The following is a 19,760-nucleotide window of genomic DNA, read 5'->3' as shown; positions in this document are numbered from 1 at the left end:
TTGATACACTGCGAAAGCATGGACCGCCACCGGACTGAGGGCGGGACACGGGAAAGTACGTAGCGGTTTTCCCGGCAGCCGCAGCTCAATGAACGTGCGAACGGCCGTACCCGGATGCGCCGGCGCCAGAACAAGGATACGATGATGCAAGCTGCGTACGGAACGGCCGGAAGGAGCACCGCGCAATGACGACGGCACCGACTGCAGGAACCGTCGAGGTCGAGGCCGCCGCCGCGCTGATGACGCCCCTGACGGAGCTCGTCGTCGAGGCGGCCTACGCGATCCTCGCCGTCAACCGCCGCGCCATGGCTGTCACCGACAAATCCGACGGCTCGCCGGTCACCGAGGCCGATCTTGCCGCCGACAGGGTCATTGCCGAAGGGCTGGCACGGCTGGCGCCCGCGATTCCCGCGCTGTCGGAGGAGCGGGTCGGGGCGAGCGCAGGACCGTTCAATGGCAGCTTCTTCCTGATCGATCCGCTCGACGGCACCAAGGAGTTCGTCGCTGGGCGCGGCGAGTTCACGGTCAATCTGGCGCTGGTCACCGGCGGCAGCCCGCTGCTCGGCATCGTCTGCGCGCCGGCCATCGGCCAGATCTGGCGCGGTCTGGTCGGCCGTGGCGCCGAGCGGCTGTCGTTCACGGAGGCGGGTTTGGCGGCCGCCGAGCCGATCCGCACCCGGCCGATGCCGCCGCAGGGCGCGGCATGGGTCGCCGCGGTCAGCCGGTCGCATGGCGATGCCCGCACCGAAGCCTTCATTGCGGCACGTCCGGGCGCGGTGCGCCTGCCGCTCGGCTCGGCCGTGAAGTTCGGCCGGCTCGCCGAAGGTCTGGCCGACATCTATCCGCGGCTCGGCCCGACCTCGGAATGGGACGTGGCGGCAGGCCATGCCGTGGTCGCAGCCGCCGGCGGCACCGTCACCAGCGAGACCGGCGCGCCGTTGCGCTATGGCGAGCGCCCCGACGGCTTCATCGTGCCGTCCTTCATCGCCTGGGGCGACCCGGCTGCGGTGAGGATTTGAGACAGCCCTACCGCCTACTGCGGCAGATCCTCCTCCAGCGCCGGCCAGCGGGCTTCCGCCCGCGGCAGATAGCGGCTCGGGTCGGCCGCGAAGGCGTCGCGGCTTTCCTCGCGGTTGAACAGGAACAGCCGTTCCTCGACCACGACGAAGAAGCGCGGGTTGCCGGCCACCGTCACGCCGCGAGCCACATCGGTCGGGTCGTAGCCGCCGAATTGCGGGCCGTAGACCTCCGGATGGGCCAGGAAGGAGGCGCGATTGCCCTCGTTGCGAAACCGCCAGACCACCCCATCCTGGGACGCCTCGAAATCCGGCAGTCCCAGCAGGGCCTTGCCATCGACGAAATAGGAAACGGGGTCGAAGCCGTCGATCGCCAGCCCGCTGAAGCGGTCGGAGATGATGCGCTGCGTCGTGGCCGCCGGCGCGCCGACCGGCAGCAGCAGCGCAGCGAGCGCGATAGCGGCAATTACAAGGCGAAACAGCGACTTTGATCCGGTCCGGTTCGGTTGTTGCCGTTGTGCGGTCATAGTTGATGCCGATAACATGGGAGTCGCAGGGGCATCGCCCCTCGCCCGACAATCGCCCGATGGGGTTGGCGTCAGGTTAAGGCGAGGCTCGGGCAGCCGATAGCAGGGGATTTCCATCGATGAGTTTCGCATCACGCCTTGCCGCCGCCACGTTAGCGGCCGTGCTGGCCATGACCGCGTCGGTCGCCGCGCAGCAGGCGCCCCCGCCTGCTGCGCCGCCCTACCAGGCTGCGCCGCCGTATCAGCAGCCCGCACCGCCGCCGCGCCCTGCGCCGAGCCCGGACAGCTTCAATCCGGACGAGCTCGTCAATGCCGGCCATCGCTTCTTCGGCAACGTCTCGCGCGGCCTCGCCTCGGTGATCGAGCGCGCCGTCAGCCAATGGGGCCTGCCGAACGGCTATATCCTGGGCGAGGAAGGCGCCGGTGCTTTCGTCGCCGGTCTCCGTTACGGCGAGGGCACGCTCTACACCAAGAACGCCGGCGACCTCCGCGTCTACTGGCAGGGCCCCTCGCTCGGCTTCGACTGGGGCGGCGACGGCGCCCGCACCATGACGCTGGTCTACAACCTGCCGGCCACCAGCGCGATCTATCAGCGCTTCGTCGGCATCGACGGCTCGGCCTATATCGTCGGCGGCTTCGGCATGACGGCGCTGACCGCCAACAACATCGTGCTGGTGCCGATCCGATCCGGGATCGGCCTGCGGCTCGGCGCCAATGTCGGCTACCTCAAGTTCACCCCAAGTGCGACCTGGAACCCGTTCTGAGGTCGCCGGTTGGTACCGCTAGGACACGTTCTCCCGCGACGGATCAAGGTTAACACGGCATTGGGCTGGCGTTGAATCAGCCCGCCGTGCATTGTGATTCCGTTAATCATTTTGGACCGGGAGTTGTGCGTCATGGTCGAGCCGATCATGTATTTTGCGATCGGTTTTCTGATCGCCATGCTCTGTGCGCTGATGATCGTGCCGCTGGTGCACAATCGTGCGGTGCGGCTGACGACGCGCCGGCTCGAGGCGGCGACGCCGTTGTCGATGGCCGAGATCCAGGCCGACAAGGACCAGCTGCGCGCGGAGTTCGCGATGTCGGCGCGGCGGCTGGAGATGAGCGTCGACGCGCTCAAGAACAAGGCCACCGGCCAGCTCGCCGACCTCGGCAAGAAGACCGACGCCATCAACCGCATGAAGATCGAGCTCGGCGAGAAGAACGCCGCGATCTTCGCGCTGGAGGCGCGCGAGAAGGCGCTCAAGGACCAGCTCCGCGCCACGGAAGAGGAGTTCGCCGCCAAGACCGAGGCGCTGCGCGCCGCCGAGCAGGCGCTGAAGGAGAAGCAGGCCGAGCTGGTCCGGCTGAGCACCGAGCTCAACGACAAGGCGCTGCTGGCGGACAGCCGCCAGGTCGAGCTGGTGTCGGTCAGGACCCAGGTCGAGGAGCTGCGCAGCCGCGTGGCCGACGCCGAGAAGGAATTCTCCGCGACCCAGACGCGGCTCGCGCTGGAGCGCGACGAATCCGACACCGCGACCAAGGCGCTCAACGACGCCCGCGCGCGGGTCGAGAATCTCAGCCAGCGCGTCACCGAGCTCGACCGCCAGCTGATCGTCCAGGTCAAGGAAGCCGAGATGCTGGCGACCCGCGTCGCCGACCTCGAAGGCCGGCTGTCGACCCAGGGCAAGCTGCTTGCCGAACGTGATTTCGAGAACAACCAGTTGCGCGAGGCCAACGTGGCCGCCGACCGCGCCTTGAAGGAGCTGCGCGAGGAGCTGGCCGGCTTCGGCAGCGGCAAGTCGGCCGCATTCGAGCGGCTCAAATCCGAGAAGGCCGCCCTCGAAGAGCAATTGCAGGCCGCCCGCGACGAGCGCACCAAGCTGCAGCGCGAGATGAACGCGATCCAGCAGCAGGCCGAGAGCACCTGGGCCCAGGAGCGGATGGAGAACGCGCTCTTGCGTGAGCGCATCAACGACATCGCCGCCGAGGTCGCCAAGCTCGCAATGCAGATCGAGGGCCCGAACTCGACCATCGAAGCCATGCTGGCCGCCGAGCCGACCCCCGCCAAGCCGGCCAACGCCAATGGCGTCGCCGCGGCTCCGGCCGCTGCAGCCGGCGCAGGCGGTCCGCAAGGCGGCACCCTGGCCGACCGCATCCGCGCGCTGCAGTCTCATGCCTCGCGAGCACGGCAGCTCGGGGCCTGAGGCCGCCGGATCGGCGCCGAGTGCGGCGGATATCTGCCCCTCGCTTCAGCATGGAGGCCGGCCCGCGAGAGGGCCGGTTTCGGCCCCTATCGAGGACGGGCCACCGCACCCCGGCAGTTTTCCTCGCCAGCGGCGCCGCAAATCCTTGACACCCCCTGCCCGCGCTTCGTAAATCGCGGGCTCCGACGGACTGCTTCGGCAGCTGCCTCTTACGGCCCCACGGCCGGCAGCCACCAGGATCCGGGCGCATAGCTCAGCGGGAGAGCGTTCCCTTCACACGGGAGAGGTCCAAGGTTCGATCCCTTGTGCGCCCACCATTGACCTCTGAATTTGCGCGTCAGTTCCGTGTTTACTACCGTCCATCTGGGGCCCATACCGCCATCGCATGATGACGATCGGGGCACCGCCAGCGGACGCTCGGCGAGCTTGACCTTGCATTGGCCGAGTTCACATTCCGGCAGGCTGAAGCGGCCGATGTCGACCGGTAGTCCGAGCTGCTTCCCTGGCGAGAATGTCGGCGTCCTCGTCGTGAGATCGCGCGATCTCCATGAGAATCCCGGCCGCGACGTCCCGCGGCAGGCAGATATGATCGACCACCCACAGCAGCACCATGGCCGCTTCGCGCTGACAGGTCTGCGCCTTCCGCAACGGCGCGAGCTTCTGCAACGCCTGCTCGCGACGCTCCGCCCGAGCGTCGGCGACTGCATCGCGCGCGAGCGTCTCGATCTCCTCGGAAGAGCGGACCGCGCTCAGGTTGTTCGACATTCCGTTCTCCCCCCATGAAGCCCGAAGCTATTCCATTTGGACCAGAGGCCGACGTCGCAGCAACGGCCGCGGCTACGCATCGAATGTGCATCGAGGCAATTGGATCGCCGCACCCGGCCATTTTGACCTCGTTCGTCCGCGCATGGGCGCCCTGCATCCAGCACATCAGTCACAGAATGCACCTGCTACCTCCGCGGGGACGGCGCAAGGCGGCTTTTGCGGGGCGGAGCTCTCACGTTTTCCTGATTCCTGCGTCAGAACGCCGCGCTCGAATTCGCCTATGGTCCGGCGCGTTTCCAACCCTCGGAGGTTTTCCGCATGCGTAAACTGATCATCGCCACCGCCGCCCTCGCGTTCGTCTCGACGGCCGCTCTTGCCCAGTCCACGGAGAAGCCGATGACGACCACCGGCCAGTCGGCGAAGAGCGGCGACGCCATGGGCGGGGGCGACGACATGAAGATGAGCAAGACGAAGAAGAAGTCGGCGAAGAAGTCGTCCGGCGACGCCATGTCGAAGTAGGGCGTGGGCGCGCCTGTCCGCAGGCTCCACATGCGCGACGAGATCGGGCCGCTCCTCTCAGGGGCGGCCCTTGTTCATTCGTGTCGACCGCGATCGCACACCTCTTCTGCGAGATGTCTCAGCCGGCGGCGAGTCCCATCTGCTGCAATCGCCCCGCGAACCAGGCCGACAATGCCGGATCGATCCGGGCGCCGACATAGACCTCCGGCGTGATCACGCTGCGGCGGTCGAGAATCACCAGCACGCCGATCCAATAGGCGAACCACAGATGCGGATCGGTCAGCGCCATCAGCTTGTGGCGGTCATGCGCCAGCGGCTGGTGGTTGCCGGCCTTGCGGACCTCGATCGCCAGCAGATTGTCGGGCACGGCACGCTTGTGCACGACGATGTCCGGGTAGACCGATTTTCCCAGCTCATCGTCGGTCGAGACGATGGTGCCACGCGGCAGCAGCATGGCGCGGTCGCCGAGCCGATTGTAATCGCAATCGACGTCCCACCCCAGGAAGTTGCGTTCGAGATGCACCGCCAGCCGATGCGTCAAGGCGCGCTCGCCGAGATCACGGTCGAGGATGAAGCGCTCGCGCGCATAGAACTCCTGCAGCGCAGAGATCAGCCGGTTCAATTCACTGTGCATGCCGCTCAGATACAGGAGAGAAGGACACCTCACCATCAACACGCGATCGGCGTGAGTCGCCAACCCCATAAATGAGGCGATGCGCCTTCCCTCGGCCCGCGGCCCTTTTGCGGCCGCCAGCGTTGCGGATTTACATCTGCACTTCGATCAGGCGCGGACCATATTCGGCGTTCGCCTCGGCCAGCGCGGCATTGAACTCGTCGGCCGAGGTGACGGCGCGGCCGGGGACGCCCATGCCCTTCGCCATGGCGACGAAGTCGAGCGTCGGACGGTCGATCTTGAGCATGTCCTGGGCGCGCTGGCCCGGCTCGCCGGCGCCGACGCCGTCGAACTCGCCGCGCAGGATCTGGTAGATCCTGTTGGCGAACACCACCGTGACGACGTTGAGGTTCTCGCGCGCCTGGGTCCACAGCGACTGGATCGTGTACATCGCGCTGCCGTCGCCCACGAGGCACATGACCTTGCGGTCCGGGCAGGCCACCGCGGCGCCGGTCGCGACGGGGGTCGAGAAGCCGATCGAGCCGCCCATGTTCTGCAGCCAGTCATGCGGCTTGGCGGCCGCCGTCGGCGGGAAGAAGCCGCGGCCCGTGGTGATGGATTCGTCGACGATGATCGCGTTCTCCGGGATCGCATAGGCGATCGCCTGGGCGATGGTGGTGTGGTTCAACGCGCCGGTGGGCTTGATCAGCTCGGCGAGCGGCTGCGGCTTAACGTCGGCGGCCTTGGCGCCGAGATGGCCGGCGAGCGCCTCGAGGGCGGCGGCCGAGTTCTCGCCCCAGGCGGTCATGCGGTGCACCTCGGTGCCCTCGGCCTTGAGCATGCTCGGCTTGTTCGGATAGGCGAAGAAGGCGACGGGGTCGTTGGCCTCGACCAGCACGATATGCTTGTAGTTCTTCAGGATCGGCAGCGCCTGCTCGATCACGTAAGGGATGCGGTCGATCGAGAACCGTCCGGCGCCGCGCGCCATGCGCGGGTGATAGGTCTGGCCCATCACGCGGCAGCCGGTCTTGCCGGCGATCTGCTGGGCGAAGGTCAGAGCCTGCTCGGTCAATGCGCCCGCTGTCATCAGCACCAGCGTCTCGGGGCCGTGGGCGTGCAGGATCTTCGCGGCCTTCTCGACCGCGTCAGCCGAATAGCTCGGGCGCTGCGCCTCTCCCGGAACCTGGGCAATGCCGTCGACCTCGTTCCAGGCGGTGTCAGCGGGCAGGATCAGGGTGGCGATCTGCGGCGGCGCGCTCTTGGCGGCGGCGATCGCGGCGGCGCCGTCGGCAGCCACGGCCTTGGCGCTCGGCGAGGTCCGCACCCAATCGGACATCGGCCGCGCCAGGCCCTCGATGTCCGAGGTCAGCGGCGCATTGAAGCCGATGTGGTAGGTCGCGTGCTGGCCGACGATGTTGACGATGCCCGAGCGCGCCTTCTTGGCGTTGTGCAGGTTGGCGAGGCCGTTGGCCAGGCCAGGACCGAGATGGAGAAGCGTCGAGGCCGGCGTGCCCTTCATGCGGAAATAGCCATCTGCGGCGCCGGTCACCACGCCCTCGAACAGGCCGAGCACGCAGCGCATGCCCTCGACGCGGTCGAGCGCGGCGACGAAGTGCATTTCGGAGGTGCCCGGATTGGTAAAGCAGACGTCAACGCCCCCTGCGACCAGGGTCCGTACCAGGCTTTCCGCACCGTTCATCATGTTCTCCTGCTGATTCCGCGCGCTATTTGCAATGTTGGGCAGATCAATCATTGTTCGCCCGCGGCGTCAAAGGGGCTGGCCGCATTGCTGCCATCGCCACGGTGCTCATGCGCGGGCTTGGCTAACAGGATGTTGGTCCAGGACGCGCGCGATTGTCCGTGGGATTTGGGTCACGGACCGTCGCCACATACCGGCCTCACGCCGCCGTGGGTTGCGTAGTGCAACCGTTTATGGCCTGTCTGCGAACGGAATTTGATGTTTGCCAGGGGACGGAAATGAAGCGCTGTTTGGCTTTGGGAATTGCTGCGGTCGCGTCGGTGGCAAGCGCCGGGATGGCGCGGGCGGAAATGTTCGACACCAGGGACCTCTTCGGCGGCGGGCCGAACTTCTATCAGAGCGGTGTCAGCCCGATTCCGCGCCAGACCGTGATGTTCCAGAGCCAGTATGCGCCAGGCACCATCGTCGTGAGCACCAGTGAGCGCCGGCTCTATCTGGTCCTGCCGGGCGGCCAGGCGCTGCGCTACGGCATCGGCGTCGGCCGTGACGGGTTCCGCTGGAGCGGCGTGCACCGCATCACCGCCAAGAAGGAATGGCCGGCCTGGACCCCGCCGTCGCAGATGCTGCGGCGCCGGCCCGACCTGCCGCGCCACATGGCCGGCGGCATCGAGAACCCGCTCGGCGCGCGCGCAATGTATCTCGGTTCAACGCTGTACCGAATCCACGGCTCGAACGAGCCCGAGACGATCGGCCAGGCGGTATCGTCGGGCTGCTTCCGCATGACCAATGACGACGTCGCCGACCTCTACGACCGCGTCTCGGTTGGCACGACCGTGATCGTCAAGAACTAGAGCCGCACTCGACCACGACGATGAGGCAATGTCACAGCGCGCATCCTCGCCACGAGCATCCGTGCTCCTGGCGCCCCCTGCGGAGCGCGGTGGCGGCCGCGCTGGCTGCGCTTGTGACCGCGATGGTCCCGCTGCCGGCGTCGACCACCGAAATTCCGGCGATCGCCGCCCGCCAGCGCATCGAGAAGAAGAGCTTCACCGACGCCGAGATCACCGACGGCTTCTTCAAGACCGCGTTCGGCGCCGAGTATCACCTGGCGGGCCGGGTCGACCGCATCCGGAAGTACAGCGCACCGGTGCGGGTGTTCGCCGATGGCCGCCGCGCCGATCGCAAGGCGCAGCTCGCCAAGGTCGTCAGCGACATCGCCGCGCGCATCCGCAACCTCGACATTGCGATGACCGACACCGACGGCGACGCCAATGTCCGCGTCAAGCTGGTGCGCGACCGCGATCTCTACCACACCATCAGCCAATCCTATGGCAGCGAGCGCGCGCGCGAGATCAAGACCTCGCTGGATCCGCAATGCCTGTCCGGCTTCCGCAAGAACGAGGCGTTCGAGATCGAGCATTCCGACGTCATCCTCACCGTCGACAACGGCGATTTCGTCTTTCTCGACTGCGCCTATGAGGAGCTCCTGCAGTCGCTCGGGCCGATCAACGACACTTCGAGCGTGCCCTGGACCATGTTCAACGACAACGTCTCGATGGGCTATTTCGACGTCTACGACCAGTACATCCTCAATCTGCTGTACGATCCGCGCGTCAAGGCCGGCATGACGCTCGCCGAGGTCAAGGCCGTGCTGCCGGACGTGCTGACGGATGTCCGCGCCTGGGTGAGGAAGACGAACAATCTGGCGGAATAGGTGTCGGCGCTGCCATCTCACCAGCAGTACCGTCGCTCACCCCGCATCGAAGCTGACGCGCACCATTCTCACCCCGTCATTGCGAGCGCAGCGAAGCAATCCAGAATCTTGCCGCCGCGGACCTCTGGATTGCTTCGCTGCGCTCGCAATGACGGATGAGAGAGGGTCGATCGTCCCGACCAGCCGTGCGTGAGGCGCCGGATCGCCGGCGGCTACTTGCAAATCCCCTTCAGCGCCCGCCACTCCTCCGCACTCAGCAGCGGCGGGCCGCTCGGCGGCCGGTCCTCGGCGCGCATGCGGGCGAGACGGTCCTCGCTGAGCGGATGGCTGGCCCACAGCGACGGGCGCTTGCCGTCCTCCTTGCCGGTGATGCGAAACAGCAATTCGCCCATCGGGCGCGTCGGCCGTCCGAGCTTGTGCATCACGTCGATCGCGAAACCGTCCGCCGCCGCCTCCGCCTCGCGCGAATAGGACGCATTGATCATGGCCCGCGAGGCGAAGATCGCCGCGCCCGCGCCGGTGACGTCGCCGAACAGCAGGCCGATCAGGAATGAGCTGCCGCCATTGTGGATCAGCTGCCGCAGGTTGTCGCGGTGCTTGAGGTGGCCGAGCTCATGCGCCAGCACACCGGCGACCTCGTCGGGGTCATTGGCCTTGTCGAGCAGCCCCCTGAACAGGAAGAATTGCCCGCCCGGCAACGCGAAGGCGTTGGGGATCGGCGTATCCAGCACCTGCGACGCGATGCTGTCGTCGAGGCCGGCGGGGCGGCGCAGCGCCGACACCAGCTTGGCGAACGCGGCCTGCCCGGCCGCCTCGCCGCAAAGCTTGTCACCGAACACGGTCTGGATCTGCACCACGGCGGCCTCGCCGAGATGCCGCTCCATGGTCGGCGGCACCAGGGGCGTCAGCCGATCGGATGCGAACGGAATCACCACCAGCACGACGGCGACGATCGAGGCGACGGCGGCCAGCGACCAGCCGACGATGCGCGCGATGGCGCCGCGGGTCATCCTGTTCTGGTCGATATGGCTGCAGCGCGCGATCAGCTCGGCCGACAACGCCGCGTCGCGGATCTCCAGCCGTGCCAGCGGCGATGCCGACAGGCAGCTCACGCGCAGCGTGCCGCTCGGGCCGTCGACGCGGCGGATGTCGGCATAGGGCCAGGAGACGAAATTGTCGGCGCTGCGCATCACGAGCTGATTGGCGAAGCCGATCGTGACCGTCTGCCGCCGGTTGGACAGGCCGTCGAAATAGACCGCAGGGCCGCCGAGCGGAGCGGCCGGCTCGACCGGCGTGGCGGCGGCCGGCGCAGCAGCGGCCACCTGCCCGGGATCAGAATCCGGCGACGTCGAGTCCATCGGCAAATCCTTCGCCGAGCGCGCTGGCCAGATCGCCCCTGGCGGCGACATTGGCCATGGCCTCGATGCCATGCACTTGAACCGACTGCAGCACGGTCGCCCACATGTCGCGCACCAGATAGAGCCGCATCACGACGTTGAGCGCCAGGATCCAGGCGATGTAGCCCAATCCGACCAGCACCAGCATCGGCACGTTGTCGGACAGCGCCTGCGCCTGAGGCCGGCCGTCACTCCCCGGCCCCAGCAATCTGAGCATCAGCGCGGCGACACCGCCGAAATAGGCGCTGGAGGCGATCGACAGCAGAAACCACCAGCCGATCACCTTCCAATAGAGACCATAGAACGCATTGCCGGGCAGGTCCGATTCCAGACGCACGCCGCCGAAGCGAATGCCCGACAGCCACCAGCGCCACTCGATCGCTTTGAACTGCGCATAGACGAACGGAAACAACGGAAACAGCACGAGCGCAAACGGCGCGATGACCCACAGATACCAGGCGCGCTTGAAGAACTCCCAGCCGCGTCCCTCGAAGTCGCCGCTGAGATCGCCATAGTGCGAATGTCGCATCTTGTAGCGCTCGAGCGCGGCGGCGCGCCACGGCCAGGCCAGCCCGAGCGTGACCACCGTCAACAAGGTCCACAGCATGGCGCGCCCGGCATAGGCCCAGCCCGAACCCGTCATCCAGAACCGAATGCCGCGCCAGACCGTGCGCGTCAGCCGGTAGCGGCGCGCGCGGAAGATGGCGAACTGGCCGAAGGCGTAGAAGGCGATCACCAGCGGCACGCTGGCGAAGCCCTGGTAGCGCTCGGCCTCGACGCCGATGAGGAAATAGGCGAGATAGATCGGGACCAGGATCGCCATCGCGAACAGGAAGCCGATCAGGAGCTCCTTGCCGCGCCCGGTATATTCTGCGGCATCACCGTCGACAGCCGTGTTGACCCAGAGATGCCGGCGGATGTCGGTCGCGAGCCAGAACCGGTAGAAGCCCAGTGTGATCAGTTCGATGGCCGCCCCGCGGCTGACCAGCCGGAAGAACTCGCCACGCGCACCTGAGAAGGTGGCGGTGAGAGGCGGAAGCGGCGGCAGCTGCTCCGGAACGTAACTCATCTGGTTCACGGCTCAGGGCCTCCGACACACGCAAAAGATCTACAATATACCTCGATTGTTCGTCGCCGGGACGACTCCGAGGTTCGACGTATTTTCTACGCAAGTCGGCCGGAAAAAAACACCGGCCTCGACGAGGATGACTAAAATATCTGCATCCGGCCGGTTGGCGAACGCATGTCCCGCATGCGCCAACCGCTTGGTCGGCACCTCAAGACGTCTTGTCGAACAATTCCCGCCCGATCAGCATGCGCCGGATCTCGCTGGTGCCGGCGCCGATCTCGTAGAGCTTGGCGTCGCGCAGCAGCCGCCCGGTCGCATAGTCGTTGATGTAGCCGTTGCCGCCGAGCAGCTGGATCGCATCGAGCGCACATTGCGTCGCCTTTTCGGCGGCGAACAGAATCGCGCCCGCCGCGTCCTCGCGCGTGGTCTCGCCGCGATCGCAGGCCTTGGCCACCGCATAGACATAGGCGCGCGCGGCGTTCATCGTCGTGTACATGTCGGCGACCTTGCCCTGCACGAGCTGGAAGGTGCCGATCGGCTGGCCGAACTGCTTGCGCTCATGCACGTAAGGCAGCACAGCGTCCATGCAGGCCTGCATGATGCCGAGCGGACCTGCGGCGAGCACCGCGCGCTCGTAGTCGAGGCCACTCATCAGCACGTTGACGCCGCGGCCGACCTGCCCCAGCACGTTCTCCTCCGGCACCTCGCAATCCTCGAACACCAGCTCGCAGGTGTCGGAGCCGCGCATTCCGAGCTTGTCGAGCTTCTGCGCGGTCGAGAAGCCCTTCATGCCCTTCTCGATGATGAAGGCAGTGATGCCGCGCGGCCCGCCCTGCGGATCAGTCTTGGCATAGACCACCAGCGTTTCCGCGATCGGACCGTTGGTGATCCACATCTTGTTGCCGTTGAGGACGAAGCGATCACCCTTTTTGTCGGCGCGCGTCTTCATCGACACCACGTCGGAGCCGGCCTGCGGCTCGGACATCGCCAGCGACCCGACATGCTCGCCCGAGATCAGCTTGGGCAGATATTTGCGCTTCTGCGCCTCGTTGCCGTTGCGGCGGATCTGGTTGACGCAGAGATTGGAGTGGGCGCCGTAGGACAGGCCGACCGAGGCCGAGGCGCGCGAGATCTCCTCCATGGCGATGCAGTGCTCGAGATAGCCGAGACCCGCCCCGCCATACTCCTCCTCGACGGTGATGCCGTGCAGGCCGAGCTCGCCGATGCGGGGCCAGAGGTCGCGCGGAAACTGGTTGGAGCGGTCGATCTCGGCGGCGCGCGGCGCGATCTGCTCCTGCGAAAAGCTCGCCACCGTCTCGCGGATTGCGTCCGCAGTCTCGCCGAGATCGAAATTGAACATGCGCTGCGCGTTGGCGATCATGGGGCGGCCTCCTGCTAGTCTTCTGCTTTGCAACAATCGCTCAAAGCCATATTCCGTGACGTGGCGCTTGTCACGCCCGACGTCCGGACAAATACCAGAGTTGCGACGCAAGACCGGCCCGGCGGCCCAAACTCCGCGCTTGCCCCGCGCTCCCGGGCAGGATGTAATCGCGCCCGACATCGCCGGACAGCTAGAATCCGGCCATCAGGGAGACGTCCATGCACGGGACCACCACGACGGCCGAGGCACAGCGACACGCCGCAGCAGGCGAGCGCGTCAACGACGCGGCCGCCAGTCGCGCCGCATCGTTGCCGCTCGCCGAATTCGACCCCGGTCATCCGGAGTTGTTCCGTACCGACACGCACTGGCCCTATTTCGACCGGCTGCGTCGCGAGGATCCGGTGCACTACTGCAAGGAGTCCATGTTCGGCCCCTACTGGTCGATCACCCGCTACGACGACATCATGGAGATCGAGACCAACCACGCGGTGTTCTCCTCGGCGTCCGCGCTCGGCGGCATCACCATTCGCGACGTCGACCCCGACCTGCGCCGTGAGAGCTTCATCGCGATGGATCCGCCGCGCCATGCCGCGCAGCGCAAGACCGTGGCGCCGATGTTCACGCCGACACATCTCGACGAGCTCGCGATCAACATCCGCAAGCGCTCCGCCGAATGCCTGGACAATCTGCCTGTTGGCGAGGTGTTCGACTGGGTCGATCGTGTCTCGATCGAGCTGACCACGCAGATGCTGGCGGTGCTGTTCGACTTCCCCTGGGAGGACCGCCGCAAGCTGACGCGCTGGTCGGATATCGCGACCACCATCCCGGGTCCGGACGGGCTGGTCGCGACCGAGGATGAAAGGCAGGCCGAGCTGATGGACTGCGCGCGCTATTTCGCGCGGCTCTGGCAGGAGCGCGTCAACCAGCCGCCGAAGAGCGACCTGCTGTCGATGATGGCCCACAGCGAGGCGACGCGGAACATGGATCCGAAGAACTTCCTCGGCAATCTCGTGCTCCTGATTGTCGGCGGCAACGACACCACGCGCAACACCATGTCCGGCAGCATCTATGCGCTCAGCCAGAACCCGGATCAGTACCGCAAGCTCAAGGATAACCCCGCGCTGATCGACAGCTTCGTCCCCGAGGTCATCCGCTGGCAGACCCCGCTCGCCCACATGCGCCGCACCGCGCTTTTCGACATCGAGTTCCGTGGCAAGCAGATCAAGAAAGGCGACAAGGTCGTGATGTGGTATGTCTCGGGCAACCGCGACGAGGCCGCCATCGAACGCCCCTACGACTTCATCATCGACCGTATCAGACCGCGTCAGCATCTGTCGTTCGGCTTCGGCATCCACCGCTGCGTTGGCTTGCGATTGGCCGAACTGCAACTCAAGATCATCTGGGAGGAAATCCTGAAGCGATTCGATCATATCGACGTGATGGAGGAGCCAAAGCGGGTCTATTCGAGCTTCGTGAAGGGATATGAGGCATTGCCGGTCAGGATTGCGGCTTAAGTTGTATTGAAGACGAATCGGGTCCGACACGAACGGTCCCGTAGGGTGGGCAAAGGCGGTCGCGCATAGCGCGAACGCTGTGCCCACCATCTTTCGATTGGCGCGAAACGCGGTGGGCACGCTTCGCTTTGCCCACCCTACGCGTCCTGCTCGCGACGACAGGCGAGCAGACTTATGACTTGTCTCGATTGTCGAGCGACTGTTTAGCAAAGGACGCCCCCCATGACCGCCCAGGCCGCGCTTCGCTCCGATAAGGCCGATCTGCTGCGCGACGCGCGCCTCGAGGCCTATTCCACCCCGATCGAGGACTTCCATCCTGGCGCACCACGGCTGTTCCAGAACGACACGATCTGGCCGTGGTTCGAGCGGCTGCGCAAGGAGGCGCCGGTGCACTACTGCACCAAGGCGCCAATCGAGCCCTATTGGTCGGTGACGCGCTATCACGACATCATGCATGTCGACACCAACCACGCGATCTTCTCCTCGGACGTCAGCAATGGCGGGATCATGATCCGAGACGTGCCGCCCGGATACGAATGGCCGAGCTTCATCGCGATGGACGAGCCTGTTCATGGCGAGCAGCGCAAGACGGTGTCGCCGATGTTCACGCCCGACCATCTCGACCAGATGGCGGTGCTGATCCGCGAGCGCTCGGCCAAGGTGCTGGATTCGCTGCCGCGCAACGAGACCTTCAACTGGGTCGAGAAGGTCTCGATCGAGCTGACCACGCAGATGCTGGCGACCCTGTTCGATTTCCCGTTCGAGGAACGCCGCAAGCTGACGCGCTGGTCCGACGTCTCGACCGCGCTGCCCAAAAGCGGCATCGTCTCGTCGGAGGAGGAGCGCCGCCGCGAGCTCGGCGAATGCGCCGAGACCTTCGGCCGGATGTGGAAGGCGCGCCAGGCCGAGCCTGGCCGCGACCTGATCTCGATGATGGCGCATAGCGAGGCGACGCGGCACATGACGCCGGACAATCTGATGGGCAACCTGATCCTGCTCATCGTCGGCGGCAACGACACCACGCGCAACACCATGACGGCATCGGTGCTGGCGCTGAACGAGAACCCGGCCGAGTATCAGAAGCTGCGCGACAATCCGGCGCTGATCGAGACCATGGTGCCTGAGGTGATCCGCTGGCAGACGCCGCTCGCCCACATGCGCCGCACCGCGCTGGTCGATACCGAGCTCGGCGGGAAGACGATCAAGAAGGGCGACCGCGTCGTGATGTGGTACGTCTCGGGCAACCGCGACGGGGAGGTGATCGAGAATCCGGACGCCTTCATCATCGACCGCAAGCGGCCGCGCATCCATTTGTCATTCGGCTTCGGCATCCATCGCTGCGTCGGCATGCGGCTCGCCGAGCTGCAGCTGCGCATCGTCTGGCAGGAGATCCTCAAGCGCTTCGACCGTATCGAGGTCGTGGGCGAGCCGAAGCGGGTCTATTCCAGCTTCGTGCGCGGCTACGAGAGCCTGCCGGTGCGGATTCCCGGGTGAGCTCCAGTCGACCTCTTCCAAATGGACACTCGTTCAGTCGACCGAATTCGGGCCTCATGGTTCGAGACGCCGCTACGCGGCTCCTCACCATGAGGGTGAAGGCCCGCCTGGATGAGCGAGGCTCCAGACCCTCATGGTGAGGAGCGCCGCTTGCGGCGCGTCTCGAACCGTGGGGCCTTAGCTGCCTATAACGGCATGGCTGGGTCCACCGGGATTCAATGGGCTTCGACGGTCGTTTCTGGCTAAATCATCCGCTGCACCACGGGTGCACACGAACCACAGGACGCCATGGCCGCTTCCGATACACCAAGCCCCAGCCCCGACTGGCCGCTCGCCATCTACCAGGCACTGAAGGCGGCTGACGTCCGGCAGCTCTGCTACGTCCCCGATGCCGGCCATTCCCGCCTGATCAGCCTCGCCCATGACGATCCCGCGATCGCCACCACGGTCCTCACCACCGAGGAGGAAGGTATCGCGCTCTCCGCCGGCGCCTGGCTCGGCGGCCAGCGCGCAGTGCTCCTGATGCAGTCGAGCGGCGTCGGCAATTGCGTCAACATGCTGTCGCTGCTGGCGAGCTGCCGCTTCCCGTTCCTCAGCTTCGTGACCATGCGCGGCGAATGGGCCGAGTTCAATCCGTGGCAGGTGCCGATGGGCAAAGCGACGCAGGCGGCTTTCGAGATCATGGGCGTCACGGTGTTCCGGCTCGGGCGTCCCGAGGACGCCGGCGAGATGGCGGCCGCTGCAGCGAGGCTCGCGTTCGACAGCGACCAGCCGATCGCGGTGCTGATCTCCCAGCGCATGATCGGCGCCAAGAAATGGACGGAGAGCAAGTGATGAGCGCACCGCTCGATCGTCGCGCCGCGGTGACGGCCCTGCTCGCTGACCGCGGCGACCTGCTGGTCGTCAGCGGTCTCGGCTCGTCTTCCTACGACGTGTTCGCCGCCGGCGATCATCCGGCGAACTTCTATCTCTGGGGCGCAATGGGCGGCGCCGTCATGATCGGCCTTGGCCTTGCGCTGGCGCAGCCGTCGCGGCCGGTCGTCGTGATCACCGGCGATGGCGAGCAACTGATGGGGCTCGGCAGCCTCGCGACCTCGGCGGCGAAGCAGCCGAAGAACCTCTCGATCGTCGTGCTCGACAACGCCCATTTCGGCGAGACCGGGATGCAGATGAGTCATTCCGGGCTCGGCGCGAAGCTGGAGCTGATTGCCGCGGGCGCCGGCTTTCCCTCGGTGAGCACGATCGAAACGCGTGCCGCACTCGACGCCTTCCGGCCGAAGCTGCGCGATCGGCAGGGTCCGCATTTCGCCCGCGTGACGATCTCGACCGATCATGTCGACCGCGCGTTGCCGCCGCGCGACGGCGTTTTCCTGAAGAACCGCTTTCGCGGCCATCTCGGATTTCCCGTCAGCTAGAACGCCATCGCGGCGCGGGCGCGCCATGCCGCTGTGGCGGGGCCGGACGCGCGCGGCGTGGTCATTCCCTGCTTGCCAAGGCTGGCATGCTTCGTCATAGGCTATGACGAACAAGCATAGGGAGACCGCGGGGCCGCGCGACAGCGGTCCGCGGAGCAGCGCATGACCGAACACCATCCGCACGACGATTATGCCGACATCCGCGACGCGGTGGCAAAGCTCTGCGCCCAGTTCCCCGGTGAGTATTGGCGCAAGCTCGATCGCGAGATGGCCTACCCGTCCGCCTTCGTGGATGCGCTGACACAGGCCGGCTATCTCTCCGTGCTGATCCCCGAGGAATATGGCGGCGCCGGATTGAAGCTGTCGGCCGCGGCGGCGATCCTCGAGGAGATCCAGCGCGCCGGCTGCAATGGCGGCGGCTGCCATGCCCAGATGTACACGATGGGCACGGTACTGCGTCATGGCAATGCCGAGCAGAAGGCCAAGTGGCTGCCAAAAGTCGCGAGCGGCGAATTGCGGCTGCAGGCGTTCGGCGTCACCGAGCCGACGTCAGGCACCGACACATCGTCGCTGAAGACCTTCGCCAGGCGCGACGGCGACAGCTACGTCGTCAACGGCCAGAAGATCTGGACCAGCCGCGCCGAATATTCCGACCTGATGATCCTGCTGGCGCGCACCACGCCGAAGGACCAGGCGCAGAAGCGCACCGACGGTCTCTCCGTCTTCATCGTCGACATGCGCGAGGCCAAGAAGGCCGGGCTCGCCATCCGCCCCATCCGGACCATGATGAACCACGCCACGACGGAAGTCTTCTTCACCGACATGCGGGTGCCGGCGGAGAACCTGATCGGCGAGGAAGGCAAGGGCTTCCGCTACATCCTCTCCGGCATGAACGCCGAGCGCATCCTGATCGCGGCCGAATGCGTCGGCGATGCCAAATGGTTCATCGCCAAGGCCACCGCCTATGCCAAGGAGCGCGTCGTGTTCGGCCGCCCGATCGGCCAGAACCAGGGCATCCAGTTCCCGATCGCCAAGGCCTATGCGTCGATGCGCGCGGCCGAGCTGATGGTCAAGGAAGCGACCCGCAAATACGAGGCGGGGCTCGATTGCGGCGCCGAGGCCAATATGGCCAAGATGCTGGCGGCCGATGCGTCGTTCGAGGCGGCCAATGCCTGCATCCAGACCCATGGCGGCTTCGGCTTCGCCGAGGAATACGACGTGGAGCGCAAATTCCGCGAGACGCGGCTGTATCAGGTGGCGCCGATCTCGACCAACCTCATCCTGTCCTACGTCGCCGAGCACGTGCTCGGCATGCCCAGGTCGTATTGAGGTCCTGCCATGCTGCCGCTTGAAGGGATCATTGTCGTCGCCGTCGAGCAGGCGGTGGCCGCGCCGTTCTGCTCGTCGCGCCTCGCCGATGCCGGCGCCCATGTCATCAAGATCGAACGGCCCGAGGGCGATTTCGCCCGAGGCTACGACGCCGCCGCCAAGGGCCAGAGCAGCTACTTCGTCTGGCTCAACCGCGGCAAGGACTCCGTCATCGTCGACCTTTCAAAACCGGAAGGTCGCGCCGAGCTGGAGAAGCTGATCGCCGGCGCCGACGTTCTCTTGCAGAACCTCAAGCCCGGCTCGATGGACAGAATGGGCTTCGCCCGCGAGCGGCTGCGCCAGGACTATCCGAAGCTGATCTGCTGCACCATCACCGGCTACGGCGACTCCGGTCCCTATGCCGACCGCAAGGCCTATGACCTGCTGATCCAGGCCGAGAGCGGACTGGCCTCGATCACCGGCGGCCCCGACGGTCCGTCGCGGGTCGGCATGTCGATCGTCGACGTCGCGACCGGCGCGACGGCGCATGCCGCGATCCTGGAGGCGCTGATCAGGCGCGGCCGCACCAATGAGGGCGCCGATATCAGGATCTCGATGTTCGACGTGATGGCCGACTGGCTCACGGTGCCCCTGCTCAACGCGGAAGCCGGCAACGCGCCGAAGCGCATCGGCCTCGCCCATCCCTCGATCGCGCCCTATGGCGTGTTCACCTCGAAAGACGGCAAGGACATCCTGATCTCGATCCAGAGCGAGCGCGAGTGGAAGACGCTGTGCGCCAAGGTGCTGGACCAGCCGGCCCTGCCCGACGACCCGCGCTTCGCCAACATGGTCGAACGCGTCCGCAACCGCAGCCTCACCGATGGCATCGTCGCGGAGCGCTTCGCGGCGCTGTCGCGCGATGAGCTGCTGGGCAAGCTCGCCGCGGCCGACATCGCCTTCGCCGAGGTCAACAGCATGGTGGATCTCGCGGTCCATCCGCATCTGCGGCGCATCGAGGTGGACACGCCGAACGGCGTCGTCAGCTATCCCGCGCCGGCGGCGATCGTGGTCGGCGAGGACAGGCATTACGGCGCCGTGCCCGCGATCGGCGAGGCCGCTTCGCCCCATCAGCGCAAGGGATGA

Annotated in this window: 19 protein-coding genes and 1 tRNA gene; 13 read left to right on the top strand and 7 right to left on the bottom strand. The window is 66.3% G+C overall.

Features of this window, described 5'->3' with window-relative positions; genetic code table 11:
- The first annotated feature begins 185 nt into the window (after positions 1 to 185).
- The gene (gene cysQ, locus QX126_RS30840) at positions 186 to 1,019 is read left to right on the top strand and encodes a 3'(2'),5'-bisphosphate nucleotidase CysQ (RefSeq protein ID WP_315757408.1); all 834 of its coding nucleotides are present in this window, start codon (positions 186 to 188) and stop codon (positions 1,017 to 1,019) included.
- Positions 1,020 to 1,033: 14 nt separating this feature from the next.
- Here the strand turns inward: cysQ and QX126_RS30835 are convergent, their stop codons facing one another.
- Positions 1,034 to 1,543: a YHS domain-containing (seleno)protein gene (locus QX126_RS30835; RefSeq protein WP_315786035.1), complete on the bottom strand. Its 510-nt coding sequence runs from the start codon at positions 1,541 to 1,543 to the stop codon at positions 1,034 to 1,036.
- Positions 1,544 to 1,662: 119 nt separating this feature from the next.
- Between QX126_RS30835 and QX126_RS30830 the strand changes: the two genes are divergently transcribed.
- The 3 genes from QX126_RS30830 to QX126_RS30820 all read left to right on the top strand — a co-directional run bounded on the left by QX126_RS30830 (position 1,663) and on the right by QX126_RS30820 (position 4,046).
- Entirely contained in the window at positions 1,663 to 2,307 is a 645-nt protein-coding gene (locus QX126_RS30830) for a DUF1134 domain-containing protein (RefSeq protein ID WP_315771790.1), read from the top strand.
- Positions 2,308 to 2,439: 132 nt separating this feature from the next.
- The gene (locus QX126_RS30825) at positions 2,440 to 3,729 is read left to right on the top strand and encodes a hypothetical protein (protein ID WP_315786032.1); all 1,290 of its coding nucleotides are present in this window, start codon (positions 2,440 to 2,442) and stop codon (positions 3,727 to 3,729) included.
- A gap of 242 nt (positions 3,730 to 3,971) precedes the next feature.
- Positions 3,972 to 4,046: transfer RNA gene (locus tag QX126_RS30820), tRNA-Val, on the top strand.
- Positions 4,047 to 4,176: 130 nt separating this feature from the next.
- Here QX126_RS30820 and QX126_RS30815 read toward each other — a convergent pair.
- Positions 4,177 to 4,494, bottom strand: a complete 318-nt coding sequence (locus QX126_RS30815) for a hypothetical protein (protein WP_315775353.1) — start codon at positions 4,492 to 4,494, stop codon at positions 4,177 to 4,179.
- A 318-nt stretch (positions 4,495 to 4,812) separates the two neighbouring features.
- Between QX126_RS30815 and QX126_RS30810 the strand changes: the two genes are divergently transcribed.
- A complete protein-coding gene (locus tag QX126_RS30810) occupies positions 4,813 to 5,013 on the top strand; it encodes a hypothetical protein (RefSeq protein WP_315775354.1) in 201 nt (66 codons plus the stop codon).
- A gap of 118 nt (positions 5,014 to 5,131) precedes the next feature.
- Here the strand turns inward: QX126_RS30810 and QX126_RS30805 are convergent, their stop codons facing one another.
- Positions 5,132 to 5,647, bottom strand: coding sequence for a hypothetical protein (locus QX126_RS30805; RefSeq protein WP_315786030.1), 516 nt, complete (start codon positions 5,645 to 5,647; stop codon positions 5,132 to 5,134).
- Positions 5,648 to 5,777: 130 nt separating this feature from the next.
- Complete coding sequence (locus tag QX126_RS30800; RefSeq protein WP_315734237.1) at positions 5,778 to 7,325, bottom strand: acetolactate synthase large subunit; 1,548 nt, start codon at positions 7,323 to 7,325, stop codon at positions 5,778 to 5,780.
- Between the two features lie 278 nt (positions 7,326 to 7,603).
- On the opposite strand from QX126_RS30800, the gene QX126_RS30795 reads away from it, so the two are divergent.
- On the top strand, positions 7,604 to 8,176 hold the full coding sequence (locus QX126_RS30795; RefSeq protein ID WP_315775356.1) for a L,D-transpeptidase: 573 nt from the start codon (positions 7,604 to 7,606) through the stop codon (positions 8,174 to 8,176).
- A 122-nt stretch (positions 8,177 to 8,298) separates the two neighbouring features.
- Positions 8,299 to 9,039: a DUF2927 domain-containing protein gene (locus QX126_RS30790; protein ID WP_315786067.1), complete on the top strand. Its 741-nt coding sequence runs from the start codon at positions 8,299 to 8,301 to the stop codon at positions 9,037 to 9,039.
- A 212-nt stretch (positions 9,040 to 9,251) separates the two neighbouring features.
- Here the strand turns inward: QX126_RS30790 and QX126_RS30785 are convergent, their stop codons facing one another.
- From QX126_RS30785 to QX126_RS30775, 3 genes are all read right to left on the bottom strand, one after another.
- Positions 9,252 to 10,397, bottom strand: coding sequence for a M48 family metallopeptidase (locus tag QX126_RS30785; protein WP_315786028.1), 1,146 nt, complete (start codon positions 10,395 to 10,397; stop codon positions 9,252 to 9,254).
- A complete protein-coding gene (locus QX126_RS30780; protein ID WP_315786064.1) occupies positions 10,372 to 11,505 on the bottom strand; it encodes a DUF898 family protein in 1,134 nt (377 codons plus the stop codon). Before QX126_RS30780 ends, QX126_RS30785 begins: the two co-directional genes overlap by 26 nt.
- 208 nt (positions 11,506 to 11,713) lie before the next feature.
- Positions 11,714 to 12,886: an isovaleryl-CoA dehydrogenase gene (locus QX126_RS30775; protein ID WP_315734243.1), complete on the bottom strand. Its 1,173-nt coding sequence runs from the start codon at positions 12,884 to 12,886 to the stop codon at positions 11,714 to 11,716.
- Between the two features lie 218 nt (positions 12,887 to 13,104).
- Here QX126_RS30775 and QX126_RS30770 point away from each other — a divergent pair, with 218 nt between their 5' ends.
- The 6 genes from QX126_RS30770 to QX126_RS30745 all read left to right on the top strand — a co-directional run bounded on the left by QX126_RS30770 (position 13,105) and on the right by QX126_RS30745 (position 19,760).
- Positions 13,105 to 14,400: a cytochrome P450 gene (locus tag QX126_RS30770; RefSeq protein WP_315786026.1), complete on the top strand. Its 1,296-nt coding sequence runs from the start codon at positions 13,105 to 13,107 to the stop codon at positions 14,398 to 14,400.
- A 222-nt stretch (positions 14,401 to 14,622) separates the two neighbouring features.
- A complete protein-coding gene (locus tag QX126_RS30765; RefSeq protein WP_315775359.1) occupies positions 14,623 to 15,894 on the top strand; it encodes a cytochrome P450 in 1,272 nt (423 codons plus the stop codon).
- 288 nt (positions 15,895 to 16,182) lie between these two features.
- Positions 16,183 to 16,728, top strand: a complete 546-nt coding sequence (locus QX126_RS30760; RefSeq protein WP_315786024.1) for a thiamine pyrophosphate-binding protein — start codon at positions 16,183 to 16,185, stop codon at positions 16,726 to 16,728.
- The gene (locus QX126_RS30755; RefSeq protein WP_315786021.1) at positions 16,728 to 17,309 is read left to right on the top strand and encodes a thiamine pyrophosphate-dependent enzyme; all 582 of its coding nucleotides are present in this window, start codon (positions 16,728 to 16,730) and stop codon (positions 17,307 to 17,309) included. Before QX126_RS30760 ends, QX126_RS30755 begins: the two co-directional genes overlap by 1 nt.
- Positions 17,310 to 17,471: 162 nt before the next feature.
- On the top strand, positions 17,472 to 18,638 hold the full coding sequence (locus QX126_RS30750; RefSeq protein WP_315786018.1) for an acyl-CoA dehydrogenase family protein: 1,167 nt from the start codon (positions 17,472 to 17,474) through the stop codon (positions 18,636 to 18,638).
- A 9-nt stretch (positions 18,639 to 18,647) separates the two neighbouring features.
- Complete coding sequence (locus QX126_RS30745; protein WP_315786015.1) at positions 18,648 to 19,760, top strand: CaiB/BaiF CoA-transferase family protein; 1,113 nt, start codon at positions 18,648 to 18,650, stop codon at positions 19,758 to 19,760.

The sequence above is a fragment of the Bradyrhizobium sp. SZCCHNPS1003 genome (genome assembly GCF_032381555.1).
Classification (GTDB): Bacteria; Pseudomonadota; Alphaproteobacteria; order Rhizobiales; family Xanthobacteraceae; genus Bradyrhizobium.
This window is presented reverse-complemented; position numbering and strand designations above follow the sequence as displayed.

Bases quoted from the DNA above. Each gene is read 5' to 3' on its own strand.
- cysQ (WP_315757408.1), top strand. From the start codon at position 186: ATGACGACGGCACCGACTGCAGGAACCGTCGAGGTCGAGGCCGCCGCC.
- QX126_RS30835 (WP_315786035.1), bottom strand. From the start codon at position 1,543: ATGACCGCACAACGGCAACAACCGAACCGGACCGGATCAAAGTCGCTG.
- QX126_RS30830 (WP_315771790.1), top strand. From the start codon at position 1,663: ATGAGTTTCGCATCACGCCTTGCCGCCGCCACGTTAGCGGCCGTGCTG.
- QX126_RS30825 (WP_315786032.1), top strand. From the start codon at position 2,440: ATGGTCGAGCCGATCATGTATTTTGCGATCGGTTTTCTGATCGCCATG.
- QX126_RS30815 (WP_315775353.1), bottom strand. From the start codon at position 4,494: ATGTCGAACAACCTGAGCGCGGTCCGCTCTTCCGAGGAGATCGAGACG.
- QX126_RS30810 (WP_315775354.1), top strand. From the start codon at position 4,813: ATGCGTAAACTGATCATCGCCACCGCCGCCCTCGCGTTCGTCTCGACG.
- QX126_RS30805 (WP_315786030.1), bottom strand. From the start codon at position 5,647: ATGCACAGTGAATTGAACCGGCTGATCTCTGCGCTGCAGGAGTTCTAT.
- QX126_RS30800 (WP_315734237.1), bottom strand. From the start codon at position 7,325: ATGAACGGTGCGGAAAGCCTGGTACGGACCCTGGTCGCAGGGGGCGTT.
- QX126_RS30795 (WP_315775356.1), top strand. From the start codon at position 7,604: ATGAAGCGCTGTTTGGCTTTGGGAATTGCTGCGGTCGCGTCGGTGGCA.
- QX126_RS30790 (WP_315786067.1), top strand. From the start codon at position 8,299: ATGGTCCCGCTGCCGGCGTCGACCACCGAAATTCCGGCGATCGCCGCC.
- QX126_RS30785 (WP_315786028.1), bottom strand. From the start codon at position 10,397: ATGGACTCGACGTCGCCGGATTCTGATCCCGGGCAGGTGGCCGCTGCT.
- QX126_RS30780 (WP_315786064.1), bottom strand. From the start codon at position 11,505: ATGAGTTACGTTCCGGAGCAGCTGCCGCCGCTTCCGCCTCTCACCGCC.
- QX126_RS30775 (WP_315734243.1), bottom strand. From the start codon at position 12,886: ATGATCGCCAACGCGCAGCGCATGTTCAATTTCGATCTCGGCGAGACT.
- QX126_RS30770 (WP_315786026.1), top strand. From the start codon at position 13,105: ATGCACGGGACCACCACGACGGCCGAGGCACAGCGACACGCCGCAGCA.
- QX126_RS30765 (WP_315775359.1), top strand. From the start codon at position 14,623: ATGACCGCCCAGGCCGCGCTTCGCTCCGATAAGGCCGATCTGCTGCGC.
- QX126_RS30760 (WP_315786024.1), top strand. From the start codon at position 16,183: ATGGCCGCTTCCGATACACCAAGCCCCAGCCCCGACTGGCCGCTCGCC.
- QX126_RS30755 (WP_315786021.1), top strand. From the start codon at position 16,728: ATGAGCGCACCGCTCGATCGTCGCGCCGCGGTGACGGCCCTGCTCGCT.
- QX126_RS30750 (WP_315786018.1), top strand. From the start codon at position 17,472: ATGACCGAACACCATCCGCACGACGATTATGCCGACATCCGCGACGCG.
- QX126_RS30745 (WP_315786015.1), top strand. From the start codon at position 18,648: ATGCTGCCGCTTGAAGGGATCATTGTCGTCGCCGTCGAGCAGGCGGTG.